Raw genomic sequence first — 16,653 nt, forward strand, 5'->3', positions numbered from 1 at the left:
GAGGGGGTCGCCTCGGCTGGCGCGACGCCCTGTGGGTCGAAATAATAGGTTGGCGCTTCACGCGCGGCGACCCCTCTGGCCTGCCGGCCATCTCCCCCTCAAGGGGGAGATTATCCCGCTCAGCCGCTTTCGCCAGAACGAGCTAAGTCGAGACTCAGCCGATCCCGCGCTCGACCAGGAAGCGATGGCCACCTGATATCGCTGCCGTTTCGATCAGCTGATGTCCGCTCTCGGCGCAGAAGGCGGGAATGTCGATGACGGCGAGCGGATCGGTGGTTTCGAGCCAGAGGCGGCGGCCCGGCTGCATTGCGGCCAGGCGCTTTTTTGCCTTGAGCACGGGCAACGGGCAGTTCAGGCCTTTGAGGTCGTAGACGGCGGCGGGGCTGGTTGAGGCCCTGTCTTCTTGGGTCCCATCTCCTTGTTGAACCATGAACCTCAGCCGCCAAACATGCCGAGCAGCTTGTTCTTCAGCCTTGTCGCCCTGCTTTCCTCGGCCTCCGCCGCCTGCGTTTCGGCGACCGGGACGGCCTCCGCGGATGGTGCGACGGTCGCTGTCGCGACAGGCGCTTCGGCTGCTGCTTTGGTCGCTTCCTTTTCCGCCAGCGACTGGGCCTTGGCAGCTTCCTTCTCGGCCAGGGCCTGCGCTCTGGCCGCCTCTTTCGCGGCCTTCGCCGCTTCTATGGCGGCAAGCCGCTGTTCCTCGGCCTTCTGCTTGGCAGCCTTTTCTGCGTCGAGCGCCGCCATCTTGCGGCCCGCCGGCGAATCGACGCGGCCCATGCGCGCCGTTTCGGTCACCGTGCCGTCCGGGTTGAGCGAGGGCGGCTCGATCGGCACGCGTTCGCCGCGGGCACGCCGTTTCGACCAGTCGGAAACGATGCTGGCTTCCTTGATCCCGGCGATGGTCGGCTTGGGTGCCGCCACGCTGGCCTTGACGGCGCCGTTGAAGGCCGCCTCATAGGTGCTTTGATAGGCGTTGATGGCGCTTTTCAGCGAATCGGGCTGGGTGGTCGGAGGGCAAGCGCCGGTCGGATTGAAGGTCGAGCCGTCGGCCGCAACCTGGTTGAAGACATAGCGCTTCTCGCAGACGTCGACTTTCGGCGGCACCTTGGTGACCTCGAAATTGTCATAGCCGACCTTCAGCATCTTCCAGAATTCATAATTCGGGTCGTTGCGGTAGCGCGCCATGTTGGCTGCGGTCATGCGGAACGGAAAGGCCTGGATCTGGAACTCGGTCTGGCCGCCCTGGAAGGCGTCGCGGCCGAAGGCGTAGATCTGCTCGATCTGCGCGTCGGTCATCGAATAGCAGCCCGACGATGAGCAGGCGCCATGGACCATCAGGTTGGAACCAGTGCGCCCATTGGCGCGGTCATAGGCGTTCGGGTAGCCGATGTTGAAGGACAGGTGATAATTCGACCGCGGATTCATCTGTGCCGGGCGGACCGTGTAAAAGCCTTCCGGCGCCTGGCGGTCACCTTCGGTGAACTTGGGCCCGAGCTTGCCCGACCATTTGCAGATGTCGTAGCTGGCGACCAGATCGTAGCGGCCGTTGGTCTTGGCCTTCCAGATTTCGAGCTTGCCCTCTTCCTTGAAGATGCGGGCCATCACCGAGGAGGTGCGGACCATGCCCTTGGCCTTCATCTCGGCCAGGATCTTGTCCGGCAGCGGCCTGTTGGCTTGCGGCGCAAAATCCTTCATCGAAGCATCATTGCAGCCGGCGACGCCGATCGCAGCGATCAGAACTCCGGTGCGGGCAAGCTTGGCAAACATGGATATGGCTATCGTCTTCATCTCTGCGCCGCGGAGATCGCGGCTGCTAAACTGACCACTGACGGACCCTAAGCCCGTTAACCTTGAAAATTCCTTACCGCAATCATGCTGGCGCGTCCCCTTACGGCAAGCTCACTGAGCCGAATGCAGCGGCATTTTTGTGGCGAAACTGGTTCACGCCGCCACATTTGGGCCGCCGTGCCTGCCGGATGTTACAGATTGCGGCCCATCGCCAGGTATTTCTCGCGGCGATGCTCGCGAAAGTCGGTGTTGGCGCCGGAAAATTCCTTCATCGTCCTGGCGATGAGATCGCCGGTGGCGGCGATCACCGTTTCGGGGGCGCGGTGAGCGCCGCCGAGCGGCTCAGCGACGATGGCGTCGATGATCTTCAGCTCCAGCAAGTCCTGCGCCGTGATCTTCATATTGGTCGCAGCATCCTTGGACCGCGTGGTATCGCGCCACAGGATCGAGGCGGCGCCCTCCGGCGAGATCACCGAATAGATGGCGTGTTCGAGCATGTAGACGCGGTTGGCGGTGGCGATTGCTATGGCGCCGCCCGAGCCGCCTTCGCCGATCACCACCGAGATCGACGGCACCTTCAGGCCGAGGCAGGCCGAGGTCGAGCGGGCGATGGCTTCCGCCTGGCCGCGCTCTTCGGCGTTGACGCCGGGGTAGGCGCCGGCAGTGTCGACCAGCGTCAGCAGCGGGATTTGGAAGCGGTCGGCGAGTTCCATCAGCCGCACCGCCTTGCGGTAGCCCTCCGGCCGCACCGAGCCGAAATTATGCTTCAGCCGGCTTGTCGTATCGGAACCCTTCTCCTGGCCGATAATTGCCACCGGCTCGCCACGGAAGCGGGCGAAGCCGCCGACGATCGCCTGGTCCTCGCCGAAATTGCGGTCGCCGGCGAGCGGCGTGAAATCGGTAAGCAGACCCTTGATGTAATCGATGCAATGCGGCCTGTCCGGATGGCGCGCCACCTGCACCTTCTGCCATGGGGTCAGCGCCTTGTAGGCGTCGCGCAGCGCATCGCGCGAGCGCTTCTCGAGACGGGCGATCTCATCGCCGACATCGACCGCCTCGCCGTTCTCGGCAAGCTTCTTCAGCTCAAGGATCTTGCCTTCGAGATCCTGCACAGGCTTTTCGAAATCGAGGTAATTGTACATTCTTGGGCGAACCGGCAAGTCGGAAGGCAATGGCTGACGCAAGCCTGAAAATGCAGGCTGGGCGCGGTGGAACGTCGTTCTCACATAGCGACATGACGCCTAGTCGGCAAGCGGATGATGATCGTTGACCAGACGCACCAGCCGCTCCTCCAACACATGCGTGTAGATCTGCGTCGTTGAAATATCGGCGTGGCCGAGCAGCTGCTGCACGGCCCTGAGATCGGCGCCGTTCTGCAGCAGATGGCTGGCGAAAGCGTGGCGCAGCACATGCGGCGATATCTTCGCCGTGGCAATGCCGGCCCGCGCGGCAAGCCCCTTCAGTTCGCGGGCAAAGACCTGCCTGGAGAGATAGCCGCTATCGGAGGCGGCCGGAAACAGGAACGGGCTGTCGGCAAAAGCCGGCACCGTTGCCCGTTCGGCAAGCCAGGTCCGCATCGCCGTGCGCGCCTTGGCCGACAGCGGCACCATGCGCTCCTTGTTGCCCTTGCCGCGCACCATGAAGAAGCGGTCGTCGCGCTGCGCCACCGTCACCGGCAGGCCGACCAGCTCGGAAACGCGCAAGCCGGTGGCGTAGAGCACCTCGACCAGTGCGTGGAGGCGCAGCGCCGCCAGCCCGTCGCCGTCATGCAGCGAGGCATCCATCGCCTCCTGCGCGGCGCGATCGAGCAGCCGGCCGGTATCGGCCTCGCTCATCGTCTTTGGCAGCGGCCGGCCTTTCTTCGGACTGTCCAGCGTGCCGGTCGGATCGTCGCCGCGCAGGCCCTCGGCGTAGAGGAACTTGAAGAACTGACGGATCGCCGACAATTTGCGTGCCTGCGAGGTGGCAGCAAAACCGTGCGCGGCGATGTCGTCGAGATAGGCACGGATATCGGCGCTGGTGGCACCGGCAAGCCCGCCGGCGATCCCGGCGGAAGCGTCCTCGAGGTCGCGGCGATAGGAGGACAGCGTGTTCTCGGCGGCGCCGCGCTCGGCGCTCATCATCTCCAGGAAGGCTTCGATGCGGGCGGCGCTGTTCATTTTTTGGGATTGAGCTTTTCCGGAGGAATGCGCACGCTCATTTCCGCCTTTCTCGGCTCGACGAACATGACCAAGGCGAACATCGCGCCATAGACAATGCCAGCCAGAATCACGAGCGTCACGACAAAGCGAAACAGTGTCGGCATTAATTTTCGCTCGTCTTCTTGTTCTGTGTTTCCAACCCTGTGCCCTTATGAGGCGCCAATCCGTTGAATTCAAGGACGAAGCCCATAACAGGCCCTGGCCGCGCCGCGCTTGACGCAAACAGGCTTTTGATGTCGATACGCCGGCAAAGAGGCGCGTCGCGTTTGAAACGAATTCATGCGACGCGCTTTAAGTTTTGATTTTATGCAATGTCGTTATCGCAAAACCGCTGCGCACTTTTGCGCGACATGCATTAGAAACATCATGGTGTCATGAACGCGCTACCAGCAAATCCTCCGGGCGAGAGCCATGCCGCGCTGCTCGGCCGGCTGGGCGACCGTTCCATCGTCTTTGTCGGGCTGATGGGCGCCGGCAAGACGGCGATCGGCCGCAAGGTGGCGGCGATGCTGGCGCTGCCCTTCATCGACAGCGACCAGGAGATCGAAAGCGTTTCGCGCATGAGCGTCCCGGACCTGTTCGAACGCTATGGCGAGGCGGAGTTCCGGGCGCTGGAGCAGCGCGTCATCCTGCGCGTGCTGGAGCACGGGCCCCAGGTGCTGTCGACCGGCGGCGGCGCCTTCATGAACGCGCAGACGCGCGAGGCGATCGCCAGCCATGGCGTTTCGGTTTGGCTGAAGGCCGAGATCGATTTGTTGATGGAGCGCGTTTCCAAGAAGCAGAACCGGCCGCTGCTGAAGAGCTCCGATCCGCGCGCCGTGCTCGAACGGCTGATGGCGGAACGCTATCCGGTCTACGCGGCGGCCGACGTCACCGTGCCGACCCGCGACGATCGCAAGGAAATCATCGCGGCCGAAGTGGTGGATGCGCTGCGCGGCCATCTCGGCGTTGCCGACATTGACGAGGTGCGGTCGTGAGCGCTGATGCAACGGTCTCCGTCGAAGTCGGGCTTGGCGACCGTGCCTACGACATTTTGATCGGCCCCGGCCTGCTGTCACGCGCCGGCGCCGAGATTTCGCGCCGTCTGCCCGGCACGCGGGCGGCGGTCGTCACCGACGAAAACGTCGCCGCCGCGCATCTCGCAACGCTTGCGGCCGGTCTTGCCAGCGGTGGCATCCAACATGCCGTGATCACGCTGCCGCCAGGCGAAAAGACCAAGAGCTTTGCTCATCTGGAAGAGGTGGTCGACGGCGTGCTGGCGGCGAAGCTGGAGCGCGGCGACGTCGTCATCGCGCTCGGTGGCGGCGTCATCGGCGACCTGGCCGGCTTTGCCGCCGGCGTCGCGCGTCGCGGCATGAATTTCGTGCAGATCCCGACCTCGCTGCTGGCGCAGGTCGATTCCTCCGTCGGCGGCAAGACCGGCATCAACAGCCCTCGCGGCAAGAACCTGGTCGGGGTGTTTCACCAGCCCAAGCTGGTGCTGGCCGACACCGAAGTGCTCGACACGCTGCCGATCCGCGAGTTTCGCGCCGGCTATGCCGAACTGGCCAAATACGGGCTGATCGACCGGCCGGAGTTCTTCGCCTGGCTGGAGGAAAACTGGCGCCAAGTGTTTGCCGGCGGGCCGGAGCGGGCGCGGGCCATTGCTGAGGCCTGCCGCGCCAAGGCCGATGTCGTTGCCCGTGACGAGTTCGAGACCGGCGACCGCGCGCTGCTCAATCTCGGCCACACCTTCGGTCACGCGCTGGAGGCGGCGACCGGCTATGACGGCACAAGGCTCGTGCATGGCGAAGGCGTCGCCATCGGCATGGCGCTGGCGCACCGCTTTTCGTCAAGGCTCAACCTGGCCAGCCCCGACGATGCGACGCGTGTCGAGGCGCATCTTCGCGCAGTCGGCCTGCCTTGGCGCATGGCCGACATTCCCGGCGAATTGCCTGATGCCAATAAGCTGTTCTCCTTCATCACCCAGGACAAGAAGGTGTCGCGCGGCGCGCTGACCTTCATCCTGACGCGCGGCATCGGCCAAGCCTTCATCGCCAGGGATGTGCCCGCCTCGGAAGTGTTGTCGTTCCTCAGGGAGAACCATCCGGGTCGGCAGGAAAGCCGCCCGGGATGAGCCAAGCCGGCTGGATCGCGGCTGCCGTGCTTGCCGGCCTCGGCCTGCTGGGCTTCGTCTTGCGCATGCGCCTGCTCGCCGCCTTCGGCTACGAGCTGCAGCGCATCGAGCCGCAGCGTTCGGCGCATGAGGAATTGCGCGGCGCGGTCAACGATTTCCGCCGCGACGGCCAGGTGGTGCGCGAGGATCGTGCCCGTATCGGCGGCCTGTTCGACCTCGAGGAGCTCGAAGTCTCCGACGTCATGGTCCACCGCACCAATATGCGCTCGGTCAATGCCGACAATCCGCCGGAAGCGGTGGTGCGCGAGATCCTGCAGAGCCCGCACACCCGCATGCCGCTCTGGAAGGGCTCGCTCGACAACATTGTCGGCGTGCTGCATGCCAAGGATCTGCTGCGCGCGCTGAACGAAGTCGGCAACGATTTTTCCAGGATCGACGTGATGAAGATCGCATCGCGACCATGGTTCGTGCCCGACACCACGACGCTACAGGAGCAGCTCAACGCCTTTCTGCGCCGCAAGGCGCATTTCGCCATCGTCGTCGACGAATATGGCGAGGTCGAAGGGCTGGTGACGCTGGAGGACATCATCGAGGAGATCGTCGGCGAGATCGCCGACGAGCACGATATCGACATCCAAGGCGTCAAGCAGGAGGCGGACGGCTCTGTCGTGGTCGACGGCACGGTGCCGATCCGCGACCTGAACCGGGCGCTCGACTGGAACCTGCCGGACGAGGAAGCCACCACCATTGCCGGCCTCGTCATCCACGAGGCGCAGTCGATCCCGGACGAAAAGCAGGCCTTTACGTTTCACGGCAAGCGCTTCGTCGTCATGAAACGCGACAAGAACCGTATCGCGCGGCTGAGGATCAAGCCGGTGATGCTTGGCGAATGACAGCGCGCATCTTGTGGCACCTGTGGGCAGTCAGCAGTTGATGACAATCGATCGGCGAACCCTGCTTTTGGCGTCAATGGCGGCGCTGCTGCCGGGGCAGGCTGCGGCAGCATTGCGGCTGCGTTCGCCGTCGCGCGAGACCCTCGACTATGGGCCGGCCAAGCTCGACATCTATTCCCGCGATGGCGCAAACGGCCTGCCGGTCGTCTTTTTCGTTCATGGCGGCGCCTGGCGCATCGGCAACCGCAACAACGTCAATTCGAAGCCGGGTTTCCTGCTCGACAACGGCTTCTGCTTCGTCTCGATCGACTACCGGATGCTGCCCAAGGCCGATGTCGCCACCCAGGCGGCGGATGTCGAACTGGCGTATCGTTACGTGCGCGCCAACATTGCCAAGCATGGCGGCGATCCGAACCGGATTGTCGCGATGGGCCATTCGGCCGGCTGCCATCTCGTCGCGTTGACCGGCCTGCGCGGCGGCCTGCCCGGCGTCGCGGCGCTGGTCCTCGATGATACCAGGGCCTACGACCTGGAGGCGTTGGCCAGGAGCGGCGACATGGCAGGGGTCTATGCCCGCGCCTTTCCCGATCCGGCGCAGTGGCGCGCGCTGTCGCCGATCACCTATGTCGAGGGCCGCAAGCATCCGCCGACCTTCATCGCCTATTCGCGGGCGAAAGGCCGCGCGGCGGACGCGCAGGCTTTCGCCGAGCGTCTGAAGGCTACCGGAACCAAGGTCACGCTGTTCGACGGCAGCGCCTATTCGCACATGTCGATCAATCGCGACTTCGGCACCGAGGGCGATGCATTGACCGTCGCGGTGATGGCTTTCCTGCAGGCGACGCTCGGCTGATCTACCAGCGGGTCTTTTCGCCGGGCGCTGCCGGCTCGATCGCCAGGGCGTGGACGCCGGACTTCAATTCCTCGGCCAGCAGATCGTTGACGGCGCGATGGCGCTCGACGCGGCTCATGCCGGCAAAGGCGGGGGCGACGATGCGGACGCGGAAATGCGTCTCGCCGGTGCCGTCGAAGGTGGCGTGATGGCCGGAATCCAGATGATGATGACCGGCATGGAGATGGCTTTCATTGATGACAGCCAGCCGTTCCGGCGAAAACGCCTTTTTCAGCTTATCTTCCATCGTCGCCTGTATGGACATCGCCGCTTCCCTTCACCACATCTATGTCATCGCACAAAATTCGCCATTCGCCGGTTTTATGCCGCGATTCAGCGGTTAGGGCGATCATCGCGAAAATGTCAATTCTTGTTTCGCATCAGCGAACAGCCCATAAATGGGTGAGATGAAGCCGTACCCAAAATATTTCGAAAAGATTCGCATCCGCCCGGAGAAGGACGCGGAACTGAAGTCGCGCTCGCCGATCTGCCAGTGGGATGGCTGCAAGGAAGCCGGCACCCACCGCGCTCCGGTCGGGCGCATGAAGGAAGGCGAGTACTTCCAGTTCTGCTTCGATCACGTGCGCGAGTACAACAAGGGCTTCAATTATTTCTCGGGCGTTCCCGACACCGAGATCGCCCGCTTCCAGAAGGAGGCCATGACCGGCCACCGGCCGACCTGGAAAATGGGTGTCAACGGTGCTTCGACACGCTCCTCGCCGGACTTTGCCCAGGCGCGCTCCGGCCGCGCCGGCTACTACAACCGCATGCGCGATCCGTTCGACCTGTTCAAAGGCCCGAAGGATCCGCGCGAAGCACGCGAGCGCAAGGCCAAGCCGCTTGAGGCCAAGGCACTGGAAACGCTTGGCCTTGATACAAAGGCGACTGGCAAGGATATCAAGGCGCGCTATAAGGAACTTGTGAAACGCCACCATCCGGATGCGAATGGCGGCGACAGAGGTTCGGAAGACCGGTTCCGCGATGTGCTCCAGGCCTATCGCGTGCTCAAGCAGGCAGGTTTGTGCTGAGCGACCTTACGGTTCGTGTCGTTTTCCAACTTTCATAAGGTTGGAAAAGGCTTTAAGACCGCCCCCGAACAAAATCGATTGCCGGCGAAACGCGGCGTTTCGCTTGTGGAGACGTTGATAGAGATGAACAAGGTCGATCGCGACATCGCCAACTTGCCCGACACCACGGTGTCGGTGAAGGAGACATTCGGCTTTGAATCCAAGATGGTGGTGCCGGCCTATTCGGTGACCAGCGAGCATGTGCCCGACATCGATCCGGACTATCTGTTCGACAAGAACACGACCATGGCGATCCTCGCCGGCTTTGCCTACAACCGCCGGGTCATGGTGTCGGGCTATCACGGCACCGGCAAGTCGACGCATATCGAGCAGGTCGCCGCGCGCCTCAACTGGCCTTGCGTGCGCGTCAATCTCGACAGCCATGTCAGCCGTATCGACCTCGTCGGCAAGGACGCCATCGTCGTCAAGGACGGGCTGCAGATCACCGAATTCCGCGACGGCATCCTGCCCTGGGCCTATCAGCACAATGTCGCGCTGTGCTTCGACGAGTACGATGCCGGCCGCCCGGACGTGATGTTCGTCATCCAGCGCGTGCTGGAATCATCGGGCCGGCTGACGCTGCTCGACCAGAGCCGGGTCATCCGCCCGCACCCGGCGTTCCGGCTGTTTTCGACCGCCAATACGGTCGGCCTCGGCGACACCACCGGCCTCTATCACGGCACCCAGCAGATCAACCAGGCGCAGATGGACCGCTGGTCGATCGTCACCACGCTGAACTATCTGCCGCACGACAATGAGGTGAATATCGTGCTGGCCAAGGCCAAGCATTATCGCGACGGCAAGGGCAAGGAGATCGTCAACAAGATGGTCCGCGTCGCCGACATGACGCGCTCGGCCTTCATCAACGGCGACCTGTCGACCGTCATGAGCCCGCGTACGGTCATCACCTGGGCCGAGAATGCCGAGATCTTCGGCAATATCGGCATGGCGTTCCGGCTGACCTTCCTCAACAAATGCGACGAGCTGGAACGCTCGGTGGTCGCCGAATTCTACCAGCGCGCCTTCGGCGAAGATCTGCCGGAGAGCGCGGCCAACGTTGTGCTGGGGTAAGGCATGCTCGATCGGCGCGCGTTCCTCGTCCTTGCGGCGCCTTTGGTGTTGGCAAAAGGTGTGGCGATAGCCGACGAAGCTACACTTCAGCAGATCGTCGGCGAGGTCACGGCGGCGAATTTTGACGCGCTATGGCGTTTCGCAGAAAGGTCGATGAATCAAATCATCGGGCTGAAGATTTCCTGCCGTGAGCATGACAGCGAAACTGCCAGTTTTGCGGCGATGTCGATCCATGGGGTCTTTGGTATCGTTTCAAGGGAAGGCAAATCCCAGAGGGTGCTCGGCTTTCCCGACGGATTTAGCAAATCCCTCGGCACGTTCTATGCCGATGGATTCTACCGGGTGTCACTCGAGGAACGTGGGATTGTTGGACTGACGCCGGTGCCAGATGCTGAAGTCGCAGCAAAGCAGGTGAAGCGCATCACGCTTGATGAACTGGCAGGTCAGAAGAACTGATGGCGGGTCCGGGCGATAACACGCGCAACAAGTCGAAGACGGGGTCTGAAGCCGACAGCTTCAAGCGCGCCGTCACCGTCTGCATGCGTGCAATTGCCGGCGACAAGGAACTCGAGGTCGGTTTCGCCAAGGATCGGCCGGCGCTGGCCGGCAGCCGCGCCCGGCTGCCCGAACTGCCGAAGAAGGCATCGAAAGCCGATATCGCCATCACCCGCGGGCTCGGCGATTCAATGGCGCTGAAGCGCGCCTGCCACGATGCGCGCATCCACACCAGGCTGGCGCCGGAAGGCAAGCAGGCCCGCGCCATCTATGACGCAGTCGAGCAGGCGCGCGTCGAGGCGATCGGCAGTCGCGCCATGCAGGGCGTTGCCGACAATATCGGCTCGATGCTCGAGGACAAATACGCCAGGGCCAACCTCGTCGACGTCAAGGACAAGGCCGACGCGCCGATCGAGGAAGCGCTGGCGCTGATGGTGCGCGAAAAGCTGACCGGCCGCACTGTCCCGAAGAGCGGCGAGCGGCTGGTCGATCTCTGGCGCCCCTGGGTCGAGGAAAAGGCCAGTGCCGATCTTGACGGGCTGTCGGCAAAGCTCGAAGACCAGCAGGCTTTCGCCCGCGTCGTGCGCGAGATGCTCGCCTCCATGGAAATGGCCGAGGAACTCGGCGACGACCAGGAGACGGAAGACTCGGAGGACAACGACGAAAACCAGCCGCAAGGCGAGGAGCAGAGCGAGGAGGGCGGCGAGGACGATTCCGGCTCCGAGCAGTCGCAGTCCGAGGATACCGAGGCATCGTCCGATGATGAGCAATCGGCCGAGACGGAGGCATCCGACGCCACCGCCGACGATTTGTCCGATGATGACGATGCCGATGCCGAGACGCCCGGCGAGGCGCGCCGCAACGACAACCCCTTCACCAATCTGCCGAAGGAGATTGACTACAAGGTCTTCACCACGGCCTTCGACGAGACCGTTGGCGCCGAGGAATTGTGCGAGGAGGAGGAGCTGGACCGGCTGCGCGCCTTCCTCGACAAGCAGCTAGCCAACCTTTCCGGCGTCGTCGGGCGGCTGGCCAACCGGCTGCAGCGCCGCCTGATGGCGCAGCAGAACCGTTCCTGGGATTTCGACCTCGAAGAGGGCTATCTCGATCCGGCGCGGCTGGTGCGCGTCGTCATCGACCCGATGCAGCCGCTGTCCTTCAAGCAGGAGCGCGACACCAAATTCCGCGACACGGTGGTGTCGCTGGTGCTCGACAATTCGGGCTCGATGCGCGGCCGGCCGATCACGGTCGCCGCCACCTGCGCCGACATCCTGGCGCGCACGCTGGAACGCTGCGGCGTCTCGGTCGAAATCCTCGGCTTCACCACCCGCGCCTGGAAGGGCGGGCAGGCGCGCGAGAAATGGCTGAAGGAAGGCAAGCCGCCGAACCCCGGCCGGCTCAACGATCTGCGCCACATCATCTACAAATCCGCCGACCATCCGTGGCGGCGGGCGCGCCGCAATCTCGGCCTGATGATGCGCGAGGGCCTGCTCAAGGAAAACATCGACGGCGAGGCGCTGCTGTGGGCGCACAACCGCCTGATCGCGCGGCCGGAGCAGCGCAAGATCCTGATGATGATCTCGGACGGCGCGCCGGTCGACGATTCGACGCTGTCGGTCAATCCGGGCAATTATCTCGAGCGGCATTTGCGTGCCATCATCGAGCTCATCGAGACGCGCTCGCCGGTCGAGCTTTTGGCCATCGGCATCGGCCACGACGTCACCCGCTACTATCGCCGCGCCGTCACCATCGTCGATGCCGAAGAATTGGCCGGCGCCATGACGGAGCAGTTGGCCTCGCTGTTCGCCGAGGAAACCGTGCGCGACACGCGGCGCGGCGGCATGCGGCGCGCCGGATGATTTTTTCGCGCGGCGGCTTTTGGCAGACGCTTTTGGCCGCCGTCGCGTTGTTCGGCATCACTTTGGCGCCGGCTATCGCCGCCGGCCCGGCCTCGGTCGAGCCGGCCGAAATCTCGGCCCGGCCGATCAGTGAATTCCATATCGGCCGGCCGGACAAACAGTTCGGGCCGCTGGAATTCGTCGGCGGGCTCGAAATGACCTCGGCGACACGCGATTTCGGCGCGCTGTCGGCGCTTCGGTTCCTCAAGCCCGGCAGTGATTTCATCGGCGTCTCCGACACCGGCTTCTGGTTCTTCGGCACCCTCGTCCACGATGCCGACAAACGTCCTTCCGGCATCCAGACTTTCCGCATGCAGCAGATGGTCGATGCGGCTGGCCAGCTGATCGACCAGAAATGGGCGGTCGATGCCGAAGGCCTTGCGGTCAAGGACGGCATTGCCACGGTCGGTTTCGAGCGCGATCACCGTATCGCCCAGTTCAAGATCGACCCGGACGACATGAAGGCGCCGTTCAGGCAATTGGACTTCCTGATCCCGGCCTGGGAACTTCGTCGCAATCGCGGCTTCGAGACCGTCACTCGCGCCAATCCCAACGGGCAGCACGAGGGCGGACTGGTCGTGGTGTCGGAAAAGAGCCTCGACAAGGCCGGCAACATCTATGCGGCGATCATCGAAGGGCCGCACAAGGGCGTCTTCACCGTCGAGCGCAATGGTGATTTCGACATCACCGACGGCGCCTTCCTGCCCGATGGCGACCTGGTGCTTTTGGAGCGCAGTTTTTCAATGGCCGGCGGCGTCAAGATGCGGCTGCGGCGCATCTATGGCGAAAGCGTCGAGAAGGGCGCCGTCGCCGGCGGGCCGGTGCTGCTTGAAGCCGACATGGGCTACCAGATCGACAACATGGAAGCGCTCGACGTCTGGACCCGCGACGACGGCGCGCTGATCGTGTCGCTGATGTCCGACGACAATCACTCGATCCTGCAGCGCAACCTCTATCTGGAATTTGTGCTGCACGAGGATTGACGCGTGATCGGCCGTTGGCTGGCTGACGGCGATGCTGGCGTCTCAGCGCCGTTTCGCAGCTCATGCAATTTCCCTTGGCAATGACCCGCGTCGCGGGTTTTTCAGCCAGCTTCGCCACCTGTAAAAACACTTTAGTAGCGACTTGACAATTGGCACCATTGGCGGAATACTCAAGTCCATGCTTAAGCATTCCGAGATCGATAGCATCCTGCGGGCTCTTGCCGAGCCGACGCGACGGGCAATCCTGGAAAGACTGAGTCGCGGGCCGGCCACCGTCAGCCAGTTGGCGGAGCCGTTCGGCATGACCTTCGCCGCCGTGCTCCAGCACCTCCAGGCGCTGGAAGCGTGCGGGCTGATCCGCAGCGAGAAGGTCGGACGCGTGCGCACCTGCCGGATCGAGCCCGGCGGGCTCGCCCCGCTCGCCGACTGGATCGCCGCACGCCGCACGCCGGCCGCCCGCCACCTCGACCGTCTCGGCCAGATAGTGGCGGAGAGGGACCAATCGAACGCAACGATCCACGACCAGGAAAAGGACGAAAAGAAATGAGCCAGATTGCCCCCGTGAACGACCAGCACTCCGTCATCCATTCGACCTTCACGATCGAGCGGACCTACCCTCAATCGCCCGAACGCGTCTTCTTCGCCTTTGCCGACAAGCCGACAGTGCGGCGTTGGCGCGTCGAAGGCGACGGCTTCACGATCGCCGAATTCACCTTCGATTTCCGTGTCGGCGGCGGCGAGGTTTCGCGGTTCAGCTATCAGGGCGGCCCGGAAATCAGGCTCGATGCGCAGTTCCAGGACATCGTTCCTGACCGACGCATCGTATTTTCCTACCGGATGGCGGTTGGGCCGCAGCCGCTGTCGGCGTCGCTCACCACGGTCGAGCTTGCACCTTCCGGCGACGGCACCCGCCTGACCTATACCGAACAGGGTGCCTTCTTCGATGGCGTCGATTCGGCGCAAGGACGCGAGGAGGGCACGCGCGGGCTGCTGCAGGCACTCGCCGCCGAGCTTCAGAAAACGAAGTAGAGGTTCGTCGGCAGACCCGGGCGGCGTCCAACACGGACCCGCTCGATTGCGAGGTGGCCTATTGCCCTTTGCTCGCGATCCAGATGACGTGCCGGGCGCCACGCTTGCCGTTAGCCCGCGCCTTGACCTCCTCCACCGTGAAGCCCGCCTGCTTGAGCCGCCGGGTGAAACCTGCATCAGGGCCCTGCGACCAGACCGCCAGCACACCGCCGGGCCTGAGAGCTGCTCTCGCGCTGTTCAGGCCGGCTGCGCCGTAGAGCGCATCGTTGGCCTTGTAGACGAAGCCTTCCGGGCCGTTGTCGACATCGAGCAGGATCGCGTCCCAAGCCGATGCTTGCGATCGAATGAGCTGCCCGACATCGGTCTCGCGAATGCTGACGCGCCGGTCGTCAAGGCAACCGTCGAAAACCTCGGCCATCGGGCCGCGCGCCCAGGTCACGACTGCCGGCACCAATTCGGCAACAGTGACCTGCGCATCGCCGCCAAGCTCGGTCAGCGCCGCGCGCAAGGTAAAGCCCATGCCGAGGCCGCCGATCAGGATGCTTGGCTGCCGACGGCCGGCAATCCTTTGACAGGACAGCTTGGCCAGAGCTTCTTCGGAACCGCTGAGCCGGCTGTTCATCAGCTCGTTCGCGCCAAGCATGATCGAGAATTCGCCGCCGCGCCGCTTCAGGCGAAGCTCTTGTCCGCCGTCAGGCGTTTTTGCCGAGTCCAGTTGAAGCCAGGGGATCAAAGACTATGCCGCCACTGCCGGCTGGCTCCAGCGGGTGGCAAGCAGTCGGTAGGGGATCAGCGCCACCACCGCGATGATCAGCTTGACGCTGAGATCGCCGAGCGCCCAGGAGACCCAGCGCATCGTCTCGACCGGCAGCACGCCCATCAGTGGTGCGGTTTCCAGCGCAAAGGCGTCGTTCGGCCCGGCGAAGGCGAAAGCCGCCGCAAAGGCGACGGTGAAAAACACCACCGTATCGAAGACGGAGCCGACCAGCGTGCCGACGATCGGCGCGCGCCACCAGCTCTGCCGGCGCAGCCGGTTGAACACGGTGACGTCGAGCAATTGCGCGGTGAGGAAGGCCGCACCCGACGCCGCGGCAATGCGCACCAGTCGGTCGGCGGCGGTCTCGAATTCGATCAGGCCGTGGCGAAACAGGAAGGGCGGGATGAGGATCGAGCAGACCACCGCTGTCATGAAGCCGACAAAGACGATCCTGCGCGCCACCGCCGGCCCATAGCGGCGATTGGCGAGATCGGTGACCAGGAACGAGAACGGATAGGTAAAGGCGCCCCAGGTTAGGATGTCGGCCAGCGACAGCCCGCCGATTGCACCCTGCATCGGGAACTGCACGAGGATGTTCGACGCCACGACGACGAGCGCCATGGCGGCCACGAAGGGCAGGTATCGCGAGAAGAAAGTCATTTTTTTATCCTGGGTAATGGAACCAGCGGAACGCGATCCGGAGTCCGGATCACGCCCTAGAAGGCGGCTGCCCGCCGAAAAACTCAGGCGGCCGGCTGGTCGGCGAGCTTCTTGGCGATCTGCTTCTTCAACAGACGGGCGCGCTGCGATAATTCCTTGGCATCGGCCTTGGCCAGGAAGGCATCGAGGCCGCCGCGATGCTCGACCGAACGCAGCGCATTGGCCGAAATGCGCAGGCGCACATTCTGGTTCAGCACTTCCGAGATCAGCGTCACATTGACGAGATTGGGCAGGAAGCGACGCTTGGTCTTGTTGTTGGCGTGGCTCACATTGTTGCCGGACATGACTGCCTTGGCAGTGAGTTCGCAGGTGCGGGACATGGTTCTAACCTTCGGTTCTCGGTCCTGGCCAAACATTCGACGCGCGCCGGTGGGGCGCGGTTTCGGTCAGGCCGCCTTATGGAAAAAGTTGGCGTTCCATAGTTGCATTTCGCCGATGCGTCAAGCGCGGGCTGGTCGCGACAGGGGAATCGCACTTTCGGAGAAGGCGCGACCAGCGGAGCTGCCGATCCCCTTGCGGGGGGAGATGGCCAAGTGGTGGCAACGAGGGGTGTTTTCCTCGACCTGTCAAGACTTGGCTTCCTCGCCTACCGCGAAGCGGGGGAGAGGTGGCCGCGAAGCGGCCGGAGAGGGGTGTTTCGTAGGGCGCCGGTGCCCTCTCCCTGGGGGGGGGGCGCGCGACCCAAACACCCCCGATCGGTGGGGGGGGGCCCCACCAAAGACAGAAATCCGCCCCCCCCCCCCCCG

The 16,653-nt window shown here is 63.8% G+C and carries 20 protein-coding genes; 11 read left to right on the top strand and 9 right to left on the bottom strand.

Annotated elements, in window-relative coordinates; translation table 11 throughout:
• Window positions 1-154: 154 nt before the first annotated feature.
• The 5 genes from NKJ08_RS35220 to NKJ08_RS35240 form a co-directional block, all read right to left on the bottom strand.
• On the bottom strand, window positions 155-430 hold the full coding sequence (locus NKJ08_RS35220; RefSeq protein WP_352531896.1) for a sulfurtransferase TusA family protein: 276 nt from the start codon (window positions 428-430) through the stop codon (window positions 155-157).
• A 5-nt stretch (window positions 431-435) separates the two neighbouring features.
• Window positions 436-1,767 carry a L,D-transpeptidase family protein gene (locus NKJ08_RS35225; protein WP_352775606.1) on the bottom strand — a complete coding sequence of 444 codons (1,332 nt, stop codon included), beginning with the start codon at window positions 1,765-1,767 and terminating at the stop codon, window positions 436-438.
• 212 nt (window positions 1,768-1,979) lie between these two features.
• On the bottom strand, window positions 1,980-2,930 hold the full coding sequence (locus NKJ08_RS35230) for an acetyl-CoA carboxylase carboxyltransferase subunit alpha (protein ID WP_352451195.1): 951 nt from the start codon (window positions 2,928-2,930) through the stop codon (window positions 1,980-1,982).
• Between the two features lie 99 nt (window positions 2,931-3,029).
• On the bottom strand, window positions 3,030-3,947 hold the full coding sequence (locus NKJ08_RS35235) for a site-specific tyrosine recombinase XerD (RefSeq protein ID WP_352531898.1): 918 nt from the start codon (window positions 3,945-3,947) through the stop codon (window positions 3,030-3,032).
• On the bottom strand, window positions 3,944-4,093 hold the full coding sequence (locus NKJ08_RS35240; protein WP_023721139.1) for a hypothetical protein: 150 nt from the start codon (window positions 4,091-4,093) through the stop codon (window positions 3,944-3,946). Before NKJ08_RS35240 ends, NKJ08_RS35235 begins: the two co-directional genes overlap by 4 nt.
• Before the next feature lie 270 nt (window positions 4,094-4,363).
• Here NKJ08_RS35240 and NKJ08_RS35245 point away from each other — a divergent pair, with 270 nt between their 5' ends.
• From NKJ08_RS35245 to NKJ08_RS35260, 4 genes are read left to right on the top strand one after another with little or no spacing between them, the layout of a single operon-like run.
• Entirely contained in the window at window positions 4,364-4,966 is a 603-nt protein-coding gene (locus NKJ08_RS35245; protein ID WP_352531900.1) for a shikimate kinase, read from the top strand.
• Window positions 4,963-6,105 (top strand): 3-dehydroquinate synthase, encoded by a 1,143-nt coding sequence (gene aroB / locus NKJ08_RS35250; RefSeq protein ID WP_352531902.1) that lies wholly within the window; start codon window positions 4,963-4,965, stop codon window positions 6,103-6,105. Before NKJ08_RS35245 ends, aroB begins: the two co-directional genes overlap by 4 nt.
• A complete protein-coding gene (locus NKJ08_RS35255; RefSeq protein WP_352531904.1) occupies window positions 6,102-6,998 on the top strand; it encodes an HlyC/CorC family transporter in 897 nt (298 codons plus the stop codon). The genes aroB and NKJ08_RS35255 overlap by 4 nt, the downstream gene beginning before the upstream one ends.
• A gap of 40 nt (window positions 6,999-7,038) precedes the next feature.
• Complete coding sequence (locus NKJ08_RS35260; protein WP_352531906.1) at window positions 7,039-7,848, top strand: alpha/beta hydrolase; 810 nt, start codon at window positions 7,039-7,041, stop codon at window positions 7,846-7,848.
• A gap of 1 nt (window position 7,849) precedes the next feature.
• On the opposite strand, the gene NKJ08_RS35265 is transcribed toward NKJ08_RS35260, so the two are convergent.
• Window positions 7,850-8,152, bottom strand: coding sequence for a BolA family protein (locus tag NKJ08_RS35265; protein ID WP_352531908.1), 303 nt, complete (start codon window positions 8,150-8,152; stop codon window positions 7,850-7,852).
• 133 nt (window positions 8,153-8,285) lie between these two features.
• Between NKJ08_RS35265 and NKJ08_RS35270 the strand changes: the two genes are divergently transcribed.
• From NKJ08_RS35270 to NKJ08_RS35300, 7 genes are all read left to right on the top strand, one after another.
• The gene (locus NKJ08_RS35270) at window positions 8,286-8,915 is read left to right on the top strand and encodes a J domain-containing protein (RefSeq protein ID WP_036238769.1); all 630 of its coding nucleotides are present in this window, start codon (window positions 8,286-8,288) and stop codon (window positions 8,913-8,915) included.
• A gap of 123 nt (window positions 8,916-9,038) precedes the next feature.
• Window positions 9,039-10,025: a cobaltochelatase subunit CobS gene (cobS, locus tag NKJ08_RS35275; RefSeq protein ID WP_352531910.1), complete on the top strand. Its 987-nt coding sequence runs from the start codon at window positions 9,039-9,041 to the stop codon at window positions 10,023-10,025.
• A 3-nt stretch (window positions 10,026-10,028) separates the two neighbouring features.
• Window positions 10,029-10,481 carry a hypothetical protein gene (locus tag NKJ08_RS35280; RefSeq protein ID WP_352531912.1) on the top strand — a complete coding sequence of 151 codons (453 nt, stop codon included), beginning with the start codon at window positions 10,029-10,031 and terminating at the stop codon, window positions 10,479-10,481.
• Window positions 10,481-12,379 carry a cobaltochelatase subunit CobT gene (gene cobT / locus NKJ08_RS35285; protein WP_352531914.1) on the top strand — a complete coding sequence of 633 codons (1,899 nt, stop codon included), beginning with the start codon at window positions 10,481-10,483 and terminating at the stop codon, window positions 12,377-12,379. Before NKJ08_RS35280 ends, cobT begins: the two co-directional genes overlap by 1 nt.
• Window positions 12,376-13,401, top strand: a complete 1,026-nt coding sequence (locus NKJ08_RS35290; RefSeq protein ID WP_352531916.1) for an esterase-like activity of phytase family protein — start codon at window positions 12,376-12,378, stop codon at window positions 13,399-13,401. The genes cobT and NKJ08_RS35290 overlap by 4 nt, the downstream gene beginning before the upstream one ends.
• Before the next feature lie 178 nt (window positions 13,402-13,579).
• Window positions 13,580-13,948 carry an ArsR/SmtB family transcription factor gene (locus tag NKJ08_RS35295; protein ID WP_352785784.1) on the top strand — a complete coding sequence of 123 codons (369 nt, stop codon included), beginning with the start codon at window positions 13,580-13,582 and terminating at the stop codon, window positions 13,946-13,948.
• Window positions 13,945-14,430, top strand: coding sequence for an SRPBCC family protein (locus NKJ08_RS35300; RefSeq protein ID WP_352531920.1), 486 nt, complete (start codon window positions 13,945-13,947; stop codon window positions 14,428-14,430). The genes NKJ08_RS35295 and NKJ08_RS35300 overlap by 4 nt, the downstream gene beginning before the upstream one ends.
• A 58-nt stretch (window positions 14,431-14,488) precedes the next feature.
• Here NKJ08_RS35300 and NKJ08_RS35305 read toward each other — a convergent pair whose 3' ends face one another.
• The 3 genes from NKJ08_RS35305 to rpmB all read right to left on the bottom strand — a co-directional run bounded on the left by NKJ08_RS35305 (window position 14,489) and on the right by rpmB (window position 16,227).
• Complete coding sequence (locus NKJ08_RS35305; RefSeq protein WP_352531922.1) at window positions 14,489-15,163, bottom strand: spermidine synthase; 675 nt, start codon at window positions 15,161-15,163, stop codon at window positions 14,489-14,491.
• 3 nt (window positions 15,164-15,166) lie between these two features.
• Window positions 15,167-15,847, bottom strand: coding sequence for a queuosine precursor transporter (locus NKJ08_RS35310; RefSeq protein WP_352531924.1), 681 nt, complete (start codon window positions 15,845-15,847; stop codon window positions 15,167-15,169).
• A gap of 83 nt (window positions 15,848-15,930) precedes the next feature.
• On the bottom strand, window positions 15,931-16,227 hold the full coding sequence (gene rpmB, locus NKJ08_RS35315; RefSeq protein WP_352531926.1) for a 50S ribosomal protein L28: 297 nt from the start codon (window positions 16,225-16,227) through the stop codon (window positions 15,931-15,933).
• Window positions 16,228-16,653: the final 426 nt, after the last annotated feature.

This window comes from Mesorhizobium sp. M0244 (genome assembly GCF_040321795.1).
Classification (GTDB): Bacteria; Pseudomonadota; Alphaproteobacteria; order Rhizobiales; family Rhizobiaceae; genus Mesorhizobium.